Genomic DNA, 11,964 nt, shown 5'->3' with positions numbered 1-11,964 from the left:
TCATGGGTAAGACCTCAGACAAAAATCAGCCAGACGAAGAGCTGATCTCAAAATCTCAGCAGAAGCGAGAAATGCTTGCTTTACAAAAACTGGGAGAACAGTTGACCACGTTAAAGCCAGCTGATTTAGCCAAAATCCCATTAGAAGAGTCACTGGCTGATGCAGTGAAACTGGCTGTACGGATCCGCAACACTCGAGAGGGCTATCGCCGCCAGCTGCAACTGATTGGTAAGCTGATGCGCCATGCCGATGCCGACGCGATCCGCCAAGCGATCGAACAACTGAACAGTGTCCATCAGCAGGGAAATGCGCTCTTTCATCGCCTGGAAAAGTGGCGTGACGAGTTAATTTCCGGTAGCGATGAAACCATTAACCAATGGATGGCTGACTATCCACTCAGCGATCGGCAACGACTGCGCCAGTTCGTTAGACAAGCAAAGAAAGAACAACAACAAAATAAACCACCGAAATCAGCCAGAGAACTCTTCCGCTATCTGCGGGAGCTGGCCGAAGCGAGTGAAGATAAATAACAATCAAATAAGGCCCGGGCAATATGATAAGCAAAGCACTTTCCCGTTACCTGTTTACTCTGTGTACCCTACTTTCTTTAGTCGCCTGCAATGGCAGCTCCGGCGATGGCGACTTTAACGAATTCAACCAGCTTGAGTTAACCCTCAGGAACAGTGAAGGTGATAGCACAAATACTCTGACCGCTGGCGAAACCGCTTGGCTTGAAGCGAAAGTGGTCGATGTGTATGGCGAAGGGATCGACGGCCAGATCGTCGATTTCAGCAGTTCGTTAGGCTCTCTCAGCGCCAGCTCAGCCCTCACCGACGGTGGCGGAAAAGCCAGGGTGCAATTGCTAACCACCGGCGTCACCGGGGCCGGCACTCTCACCGCGAGCACCACACTGGAGTCCGTTGATGGCAGCAGCGAAGAGACCCTTACTGCATCAAGTAATTTTCAGGTCAACGCCAGTGGCGGTACAAACGAAGCATTACAACTCACCATCCTTGCCGATGACTGCCTGTCACCGACCTCACCAAGTTTTGTCGCTGGTAGCAGCTTTTGTTTGCAAGCCAGCCTAAGTAACGATGATGGTCCCGTTGTCGATACTATCGTCAGTTTCAGCGCCCCTTTGGGAACCTTGGCCAGCGATTCTCGCCTGACCGACGCCAATGGTATCGCCAACGTTTTAGTAAGCAGTGATGACACCAGCGTTGGTGCAGCAACCGCAACGGCAACGACTGGTGAGCTTAGTGAGCAAGCTGTTTATGAATTCACTTCCACTGGTGATATCGGCGGCGGTGAGAGTCCTAGCCTAGCAATAGTGATGCTGGATAGCGGCACGCCGGTGAATAGATTTAATGCCGGCAGCAACGTACAGCTACGGGCAACCTTGTTAGATGGCGAGAGCCAACCGCTGGAAAATCAGGTGATCAGCTTCACTGCAGGCTTAGGGACTTTAACCCCCTTCACCGCCCTAACCGCAGCGAACGGTCAGGCGGAAGTGACGCTAACCGGAACGGACACCGATCTCGGTGCAGATCAAGCGATAGCCACAGTATCAGTCGACGACTTAACGCTATCTGCCAGCCTCAGCTATGAGATCCTTGCTCGTGACGCTATCGGCGACGGCGACACCATATTGCTAGGATACTGGCCTGACAAAGCCGATCCGGCCAGTTTTCAAAATGGCGTGGTTGGTATAGCCACTGACAGCATCAGTGCAGGCGGTACCGTGGGTCTCACCGTAGATTTAGTTGAAATGGCGGACGATGGTAGCCTTAGCGCCCTATTGGAACCTGCGACAGTCAGTTTTACTTCCGGCTGCTCAGCAGATGGTAAAGCCAGCTTAGATGCCACCGCACAAACCATCGCAGGACGGGCACAAGCGACTTTTCAGGATCAAAGCTGTGCCAGTGGCGGCGAAATCAGTGACAGCTTACTTGCCACTGTCAGTAATAGTTCAAGCACGCTGAACGCTCTGGCAACCCTCACCATTGAAGCAGAAGCCCTGGGCTCAATTGAGTTTGTCTCCGCTGAGCCCGAGCAGATCGTACTCAAAGGTACCGGTGGACAAGGCAATCAGGAAAGCTCAACCGTCACTTTTTTAGTCAAAGGCAGTCAGGGCTCGTTACTACCACAGCGTCTAGTCTGCTTCAGTCTGGATACTCAGGTTGGGGGCTTAAGCCTAAGCCAACAGTCAGGACTGACTAACTCAGAAGGTCTGGTTACCACAAAAGTGCAATCAGGGAATGTGCCGACGCCGGTAAGGGTCACCGCCCAAACACAACAGGATGCCACCGCTTGTCCACTCACAGGCAATGACATCATACAGAGCCAATCAGATCTATTGACCATAAACACCGGGCTGGCAGAACAAAGCAGCTTCACTCTGTCCCCTGACATTCTCAACCCAGAAGCATGGCGCCATAACGGCGAAACAGTGACCTTAACTGTCTGGTTGGCTGACAGTTTCAATAATCCGGCCCCAGATGGCACAACGGTTAACTTTACCGCAGAAGCAGGTCAGATCACCCCAAGCTGCCAAACGCTATCTGGCAGTTGCCAAGCCACCTGGACCAGTACTGATCCACGCCCAACCGACCATCGCGTTACCATTCTGGCATCAGCCGTGGGTCACGAGACTTTCTTCGATAACAACGGCAACGGCATATTTGATGAGGCTGACGGCACCGCAATTGCCGCTGGCGCCTCGGTCAACGCAGGCTTTAGCCAGCCCGGCGTAGTCACAGGGTTTGTCGATATGAGCGAGGCTTGGCGAGATGATGACGAAAGCTTCATCAGAGAAACTGACGAGCCTTTCTTAGACTACGCAAATAGTGGCGGCTTCAACCTTGCCGATGGCCTGTTTAATGGCCCGCAGTGTTCCGGCAGCCTATGTGGCAGTGCCGACGCCGGCAACAATAAACTGCATATTCGCCGAGCGATCGTATTAATCATGTCGGACTCTGCAGCCAATTGGGAACTGGACTATCTCAATGGTAGTTTTGATGACTCAAGCACCCAACAGCAAGGGGCTGGCAACACTGGTGTAATTGGAGCAAGCGGCGTCACTTTGAACGCAGGCGCAGCGGCCAACTTGAGTTTTCACATCGGTGACAGTATGGATCAGATACTCCCTGAAGGAACAACCATCGTAGTCGCCAGTGACCAAGGCGACCTAACCGGCACCACCAACATCACCGTCGCCAACAGCCGTGGTACCGCCATTGGCTCAGCAGATAGCTATAGAGACACGGTCAGCTTTAGCCTGCTAAATACTCTCGCACCGGGTGATCCCACTGAGGTTGGCTTTATCACTGTCACCATCACCACACCAAAAGGACTGGGTATGGTGCTACAGGTGCCGCTAACGATGACGGGGCTCTAACCTTCACCCTGCGATAATCACAATAAAGCCCAGCAAATGCTGGGCTTTATGTTTAACGAGATAGCATCGATTGATGTCTTGCAATCGAATCTAACGATTCCTGTTCACTTAGCATCTGGTCACTAAGCTGTTCCGCCGACGGTCAGCTGATCCAGCTTAATAGTTGGCTGCCCGACGCCGACGGGAACACTTTGACCATCCTTACCGCAAACACCGACCCCTTTATCCAACGCCAAATCGTTTCCAACCATAGAGATCTGTTGCATCGCCTCTGCACCAACGCCTATTAATGTGGCACCTTTAATTGGCTTAGTCACTTGGCCGTTTTCGATCAAGTAGGCTTCGGACGCAGAAAACACAAAACGACCGGAAGTAATATCTACCTGACCACCGCCAAAGTTGGGGGCATAGATGCCACTCTCAACCGACGCGATAATCGCTTCCGGCGTATGCTCTCCCGGCAACATATAGGTATTTGTCATTCGCGGCATCGGCAGGTGGGCATAAGATTCCCGGCGACCATTCCCGGTAGGCTGCTCGCCCATTAAACGGGCATTGAGCTTATCTTGCATATAGCCTTTGAGCACACCCTCTTCAATCAAAGTGGTGTACTGTCCCGGTGTACCTTCATCATCAATAGATAATGAGCCCCGACGTCCTGCCATGGTGCCATCATCAACAACGGTGCATAGCGGACTGGCGACTAACTCGCCCACCTTACCAGCAAACGCTGAGGTACCTTTACGATTAAAGTCACCTTCCAGACCGTGCCCCACCGCTTCATGCAATAACACGCCGGGCCAGCCGGCACCAAGAACCACGGGCATGGTTCCCGCTGGCGCATCAATGGCGGCTAAATTCACAGTCGCTTGCCTTACCGCTTCTCTGGCATAGCCTAAGGCGACTTTTACAGCGTTGTCGGAGGCTAAGAACATCTCATAGCTACCGCGGCCACCACCGCCCGCCGAGCCACGTTCACGCCGCCCATCCTGTTCTGCCAGAACGGTACAATTAAGTCGAACTAAAGGGCGGTAATCTGCGGCTAAAGTGCCGTCAGAGGCCGCCACCAACACCTGTTCATAAACCCCAGAAATAGACGCAATCACCTGCTTGACCCGCGGGTCCATGCGTCGAGCTTCCGCTTCCATCTCATGCAGTAAAGCGATTTTGGTTTGTTCATCCCAACTATTAAGCGGGTCTTCAGCAGGGTAAAGCGGAGCCGCTGCCATCGCTTTAAGGGCAACACAGGGCTCTGCATGACTCGCGCTACGGGCGATGCCGCGTGCTGCAGTTGCTGCGGTTCGGATCGCTGAAGGGGTGATCTCATCGGCATAGGCGAAGCCGGTTTTCTCTCCTTGCACCGCTCGGACACCGACGCCACGTTCAATATTAAAGCTGCCCTCTTTAACAATGCCATCTTCTAACATCCAAGACTCATGGCGACTGGACTGAAAATAGAGATCGGAAAAATCCAGAGGCTGCTGATGAAGAAATGCGAGCGTTTCTTCCAATGTGGCGATGGTGATACCTGTCGGCTCAAGCAGATGTTGCTGCGCCAATGCAATAGACATTAAGACTCCTTACCCCAATGACAATGAAAGCGGGCATGTTGCGATACCGGCATGTTACTACGGATACGTGCCATTTTCTCACTATCCATGGCAACACTGATCACCCCTTCCCCTTTCTCCAGCTCGGCTACCACCTCGCCCCAGGGATCGACAATCATGCTGTGACCAAATGTCTCGCGCCCATCCGCATGCACGCCACCTTGATCGGCGGCCACCAAATAGCATTGGTTTTCAATAGCTCGAGCACGGATTAACGTATGCCAATGCGCCTCTCCTGTGACCTGCGTAAATGCCGCAGGTAACGAGATAACATCAGCGCCTTGCTGCCGCATCCAACGGAACTGTTCAGGAAAACGGAGATCGTAACAAACAGCCATCCCCAAATTGCCCAGAGGGGTTGGCACGACCGTCGGTGTGGCACCATGAAGATATTGGTCTGACTCGCGATAACGGCCAGTAGCATCATCCACATCGACATCAAACAAGTGGATCTTATCGTATTTGGCAATGGTTTCTCCGGCTGGAGAAAACAGCAAACTGCTGGCTGTCACTTGATCATCAGCGCGTAAAGGAAAGCTGCCTGCGACTAGCCAAAACTGAAACTGCTTAGCTAACGCCGCCAATTGACGCTGAATGGGACCATCGTTAGGTGACTCCGCAATGGTTTGCAGAGCCTGTGGATCTCCGCCAAAGCAAAGCACGTTTTCTGGCAACACCACCAACTGGGGGCGATGTTCCGGCAGCTTACTTAGCAATACGACTAGGCGAGCAAAATTATCTGCCGGTATCGGGCCACTGACCATTTGTACCGCGCTCAACCAGCTCATGCGGCCTCAGCCAATTTAGAGTCAGAAAGCTTACCCGTGGCATCAACGCTGCCTCCGTCAGCATCCTTTATCTCCTCAGACTCCTGCTTCTTCAACTCTTTCATCTTCACGTCTTTACTCTTGCGATCCAATTCATAGACTTTCGGCTCAGACATGGTGCCTTCAATTTTCATATTGACCTGATAGACCACTTCAACCACAGGGTCGATCACCTGAGTTAGCGCCAATACCGCCAATCCAGTGACAGGGGTAATAGCAAACGCGGTCAATACTGGCAGGCTCGCAGTGAGTTTAGGATAAAACACCACGTCATAGTCCAGCTCTTCTGTCACCAGTGAGGTGTGGCCAGCAATAGTCATGGTGCCTGAGGCGCCTACCATCTTCAGGTCTTTCGTAGACACAACACCACTCTCAATATCGTAATTGCCTTTGAAGGTATTGAAAGTGAGCCCCTTATCAAACATATCGCTAAAATCCAGGCGCAAACGCCGAAGCAGCGTATCCAGGCTAAGCATGCTGATGATCCCAACACCGCCACCGCCCGCATCAACAATGTAACCATCCTTCATATTGGTCGACATGGTGCCGTTGAAGTTCTTATGGGTATACTGTTCGGGGTAGCCCAACCAAGAAAAGTCAAAGGAGCTATCCATCGTGGCATCTCGGATCAGTGATGGCAAACCAACAAAATCAGCTGTTTCGCCAGTGTCCTTACTCACAAAAGTGCCCTTAACCTGAGTGACAATCTGCCCCTCTCTATTTTCGCGCCAGCCACCTTGCATCCGCAGTTTGCCATCTTTGGCATCAACGTTTAACGCTTCCAGCGACATCCCCTTTGCCCCGTCATGCCAAGGTTGTAGCTCAAAGACGACTTGCCCTAAGGTGTATTTGTCATAAACACATCGCTTACATTTTAACGAGATAGCTGGCAGCTTTCGGCTCTCTGTTGCCGCAAGTTCATCAAGCAAAGCCCCTTCTGCGTGTTCACTATCAACAGACGGTGCCCCCGCTCCAGAATCATGGTCAGCGCCAGCCCCATCCGTATGACTTTTTAATACAACACTCTCATCAGCACCATCGGCGGGGATCTCATCAGGCGGTTCTGCAACACTATCCGTCTCACCCTTATCGCTGCTATCTGTCGCCTCAAATTGGTGATCAAGCATTAATGTTAGATATTCAGCATTAATCACCGCTGAGTCATTGGCGTAGGTAAAATCCAGTTCCGCCTGATCACCACTGACCTGACCACTCAACACACCACTATTGGCAGTCACATCCAGATTAAACTGTTCAAACGCTAAACCAGACACCGTCAGTCGTCCAATATCAGCGCGTAACTTCCTAAACTCAACACGGTTAACGTTTTCTGGTGCAGACAGGGACACCCCATCCACTTTATCAGGGTGCAGCACTGACAGTTGGTCGAGCCAGGGGGACAGATCGAACTCAGGTAATTTTACGCCAACTTGTACATCACCATTTTTGGATGGCGGTAAGTCAGTATTGCCAATTGCCACACTGACGGAATCCAATAATAGATCATCACCATCGTCGGTCATTATCACCCGACTCCTATACCGCTCAGGAACTTCCGTATCGATACGCAAGGTCTGACCGTCATGGTTCAACCGCACCATCATCGGCCAAGAGGCTTCAGCAGGCTTATCAAAAGGCGCAGGTAAATCAACGCTCACCCCCTTTAGCCCGCTACTCACCGTAATATCGGTGAGGATTCTCTCGCCTATCGACCGGACAGCAACAGCCCCCTGCCAATCCGCCGAACCCTGTGCCAATGCCAAACGCGGATCATCCCATAGGGCACCAAGCGCAGACACGGGCCAGTGACCATCAACCGAGGCATCAATACGATAGTCATCATTACCCGTTTCGCGACCATCCAGATCAAAACGCACCGGCTCACCGTACAAGGTGGCGGTCGAGCTTCGCATCTGTATCGTGCTATCAACAAATGACAAACTGCCATTAACCTGCTGCAAGGTCATTCCTGCCGCGGCGATTGTCACCTCATTATTTTTGAAGAACACTTCACCTTTGGCTACTACAGGATCTTCTTCGTACAGCGGGATGGTTAAATCAAGTTTCGCTGTAACTCCGCCCTTAACCGGCAGATCTTCAAGCACTTGCCCCACCGGCTCTTGGAATGGCGATGCGTTCATTAACGCGGTAGCTTTGGGTCCATCACTGCGTGCCGATGCCTGAATAAAAAGCACAGACTTGTCTTGAAACTCCGGAATATCCGCTTGCAATGACAGCAGTTCAGTGCCCATCAAATCACCTCCAGAAGAGGTGATTTTAAGGCCATCATTCTCAAACATTAGCCGCAGATCAACCGGGTCTAACGCTGGCCATTCAGGGTCAAATTTAAATCTGGCTTTATCCAAGTTGAGGTGGGCTTGAAAGATGCCTTTATTATTACTGTAGGGGAATTCAGCAAAGCTACCATGCCAAAGCAAACCGCCCTGCTGGCTATTCCCGCCCTGTAAGGCATCAGTTAGATAAGCCACCAACTCCTCGTCCATCACCGGCAGCGGGTAATAACGGTAAGCCGACGCAGCATCATTCAACGAGGTATCCGCGTACAAAGATAAAGAGGTTTGTTCGGCAATATCTAAATGAAAACCAGCCGTCACCCCCAAGTCAGGTGTTGTCAGCGCGACACGATCGGAGAACAGTTGAAAATGCCCCGGCTGCTGCAACCAATAAAGCACGCCGCCCATCTGCTCAATCACTAGCGGTTCAGCGAACACCTCGCCGACATCAACGGCTAACTGCCGCCCTTGCAAACTCAGGTGACCACTTCCAGGGTTAATAACCAATCGACCATCGATGCCCTTCACCCCCGGTATGCCCTGCCAATGATTCCAACCCAGCCCCGACACATCGGCCGACAGATGTAAGCTCTGTTGACTCACATCCACATACATATTGAAGCGTTTCAGGATCCCCTCCGGCTTCAACCCCCTCAGCGGATCTTCAACCTCGGGTGGCAACACCGGCGCCAAGGTCAACAGGGGAAGTAAGCGACTGATATCCAGCTCTTTAACACTCACTGCCATTTTATCATTGTGGTATTTCCCGGCCACTTCGTAGTCTTTCCAGGTCTTACCATCGGTGGCAAATTGAGTACCACTGGAAGCGAACTGCCAGCCGCCTTCCGCTAATGGCAGCCATTTCGCACTGCCACCATTCAGAGTCAAACTGTGGCTCTCTCCACCTAGATCCCAGTTCAGGTGGTTTTCACCAAAATCAACCCAAACTCCGACAAGGCGATCCCAGGCAAAATCGACCCATACTTCAGCGCTTATTTCGTTTGATGTCACCTGATAAAAATCACCCAGCACCCTGTTCAGATAGCGGGTAAAATTGACCCCTTGAGCATCAATATAGAGTTCCCCCTGCAATGAATCAGGGTTACCCAATTCTCCAGCCACATTCAACACAAAATTAGCCGTTTCCTGAGACTGTGACTCTAAAACGATTTCACCCTGGCCCTGGTGTTTACCGTTGCGGTTTAACCAGCTCACCCGATTAATCTCGATTTTACGCCAGTGGTCATCCGCCTGACGTAACAAAAGCTCAGAATTGGTCAGTTCCACTTTCGATAAGTGCACCAGAAAAAATGTCGCTAATGTATGCCTGACATCGAGATCCATCTGATTATTAGCAGCTGACTTTGAAGGGTCGACAGTAAAACGCACGCCATCCAAGGTGAGATCTTTAAAGCGCAACTCGCGGTGATAGAGGGTACGCCAAAAATCCAGCTCGACGCGCGCTTCGGCCACTGACAACTGCAAGCTAGAGTCATCGACATCCAGCAGAGTTAAGCCTTGCAGAGAGAGGGATGGGCCTAACTTTTCCCAGCGCGCACTCAGGCTATCAATGGCAAGGTGAACATCGTACTCGTGCGCCATCCACTGCACGATCTCGTCACGGTAATCGTCGAGGTATGGCAACAACGCCCGCGCACCACTAACCGCCATGGCCGCTAGCACCAAAAATATGGCGACAATCAGCCAAGCCTTTTTCAACCAATAAAGTGGGGATATGAACCGTTTAGTCACTTACATCATCACCACATCAAACTGCTCTTGAGCATAAAGTGCTTCTTGCTGCACTGACACCTCTTTGCCAATAAACACCTTTAGTTCCGCAAGGTTATGAGACTCATCACCTTCACCTTCCAACGCTTCAGCCACACTCGGTGAAGCATAGACCACGAAGCGATCGGCTTGGTAAGCCTTATTCACTCGCAGGATCTCACGCAAAATTTCATAGCAAACTGTTTCCACGCTCTTCACCGATGCCCGCCCCTGGCATTCGGGGCATTCAGCGCACAACACATGCTCAAGGCTTTCCCGCGTGCGCTTACGCGTCATCTCCACCAAACCTAACGACGAAAAGCTACTAACACTAAAGCGGGCTTTATCTCTGGCTAACGCCAACTCCAAGCTATGCAGTACCCGGCGCTGATGGTCTTCATCCACCATGTCGATGAAATCAATAATAATAATACCGCCGAGGTTGCGTAATCTAAGCTGGCGGGCTATTGCCTGCGTCGCTTCCAAGTTGGTATTAAAGATAGTCTCTTCGAGATTTCGATGACCGACAAAAGCACCAGTATTGATGTCGATAGTCGTCATCGCTTCGGTCTGGTCGATAATCAGATAACCTCCAGACTTAAGCTCTACCTTTCTGTCCAATGCCCGTTGGATCTCATTTTCAACATCAAACAGGTCGAAAATAGGTCGATCACCGGCATGGTATTCAACGGTATCAGTAAGTTCAGGGACAAACTCTTGCAGAAACAGTTTTAATCTTTGGTAGGTTTGACGGGAATCGATACGCAAGCGGTCGATGCCGGTGCCAACATAATCTCGCAGAATACGAAACGCCAGCGGCAGATCTTCATATAAAACACTACAGGGCTGACACTCAGTGCGTCGCTGTTGAGTTTTTTGCCACAGTAGGCGTAGGAACTTGGCGTCTTGCTCGAACTCTTGGTCGCCGACACCCTCAGCAGCCGTACGAACAATAAAGCCACCCAGTTCATCAATATGTTTACTCGCTAGATCTTTCAGTCGAGTTTTCTCATCCTCACTCTCGATGCGTTGCGAGACACCCACATGGCTTTGCCCTGGCATAAAAACCAGATAACGAGAAGGTAGGGTGATATCCGTAGTCAAGCGCGCCCCTTTAGTGCCCAAGGGATCTTTTACTACTTGCACCATAATGTCCTGACCTTGGCGCACTAGCTCGGCAATATTGCCCGCTTGAAAATGCTCCTGTTCAACGTCAGCGACACATTCAGTATGGGGAACGATATCTGAAGCATGGAGAAAAGCGGCTTTATCTAAACCGATATCGACAAACGCTGCCTGCATTCCCGGCAGCACCCGACTCACCTTGCCTTGATATATATTGCCGACGATACCGCGCTTGGCACGTCGCTCAATATGTACCTCTTGCAAGATACCATTTTCAACCAGCGCAACCCGTGTTTCACTGGGTGTCACGTTAATCAATAATTCCACGTTCACCCAATTCTCCTGAATATTGTTTCACCAACGTCTGTTGAGCCTGCTGCAACAAATGCTCTGTCTCAACCAAAGGCAACCCGACCACAGCACTGTAACTGCCATTAATCCGCTCGACAAAGCGGCCACCCAAGCCCTGAATACCATACGCACCGGCTTTATCAGCAGGCTCTCCGGTTGCCCAATACTCGGTGATATCAGCGTTCGATAATGGCCGAAACCAGACTTGGGTTTCCACACATTGACTAAATACTTTATCCGTAAATGCCACCGAAATAGCGGTCATCACCTGATGTTCCTGACCTGATAATAGACCGAGCATGGTAAATGCATCTTGATCATTCTCCGGTTTCCCAAGGATCTCCCCTCGCGCAACCACGATGGTGTCGGCTGCCAGAACCAATGTATGGGGGTGCAACGCCGATACCGTCAGCGCTTTTTCCTGCGCCAGACGCGTCACATGCGCTCGGGGTTGCTCACCAACATGAGGGGTTTCATCGATATCGGCAGGTATGACAGCAAAAGAGGGCCATAGTTGGGATAATAACTCTTTCCGCCGTGGCGAAGCGGATGCCAGAGTGAGCGGAACGGTCAGATGCAGCGCCATAGTG

At 51.4% G+C, this 11,964-nt stretch carries 7 protein-coding genes; 2 read left to right on the top strand and 5 right to left on the bottom strand.

The genetic code is table 11. The annotated features are described in order from the left end of the window. Positions 1–2 precede the first annotated feature (2 nt). Complete coding sequence (gene yjgA / locus DU002_RS09420) at positions 3–530, top strand: ribosome biogenesis factor YjgA (RefSeq protein ID WP_114338131.1); 528 nt, start codon at positions 3–5, stop codon at positions 528–530. A gap of 23 nt (positions 531–553) precedes the next feature. Then, complete coding sequence (locus DU002_RS09415) at positions 554–3,397, top strand: Ig-like domain-containing protein (protein ID WP_114338130.1); 2,844 nt, start codon at positions 554–556, stop codon at positions 3,395–3,397. Between the two features lie 122 nt (positions 3,398–3,519). Here DU002_RS09415 and tldD read toward each other — a convergent pair whose 3' ends face one another. From tldD to DU002_RS09390, 5 genes are read right to left on the bottom strand one after another with little or no spacing between them, the layout of a single operon-like run. Beyond that, entirely contained in the window at positions 3,520–4,968 is a 1,449-nt protein-coding gene (gene tldD / locus DU002_RS09410) for a metalloprotease TldD (protein ID WP_114338129.1), read from the bottom strand. Continuing rightward, a complete protein-coding gene (locus DU002_RS09405) occupies positions 4,968–5,795 on the bottom strand; it encodes a carbon-nitrogen hydrolase family protein (RefSeq protein ID WP_199405211.1) in 828 nt (275 codons plus the stop codon). The genes tldD and DU002_RS09405 overlap by 1 nt, the downstream gene beginning before the upstream one ends. Continuing rightward, the gene (locus DU002_RS09400; protein WP_114338128.1) at positions 5,792–9,880 is read right to left on the bottom strand and encodes a YhdP family protein; all 4,089 of its coding nucleotides are present in this window, start codon (positions 9,878–9,880) and stop codon (positions 5,792–5,794) included. Before DU002_RS09400 ends, DU002_RS09405 begins: the two co-directional genes overlap by 4 nt. Then, complete coding sequence (gene rng, locus DU002_RS09395; RefSeq protein WP_114338127.1) at positions 9,881–11,356, bottom strand: ribonuclease G; 1,476 nt, start codon at positions 11,354–11,356, stop codon at positions 9,881–9,883. Next, positions 11,334–11,960: a Maf family protein gene (locus DU002_RS09390; RefSeq protein WP_130567137.1), complete on the bottom strand. Its 627-nt coding sequence runs from the start codon at positions 11,958–11,960 to the stop codon at positions 11,334–11,336. Before DU002_RS09390 ends, rng begins: the two co-directional genes overlap by 23 nt. Between the last annotated feature and the right edge of the window lie 4 nt (positions 11,961–11,964).

This window comes from Corallincola holothuriorum, assembly GCF_003336225.1.
In the GTDB taxonomy this organism is placed as follows: domain Bacteria; phylum Pseudomonadota; class Gammaproteobacteria; order Enterobacterales; family Neiellaceae; genus Corallincola; species Corallincola holothuriorum.
The sequence above is the reverse complement of the archived record's forward strand: the minus strand, read 5'-3'. Positions and strand labels throughout refer to the sequence as shown.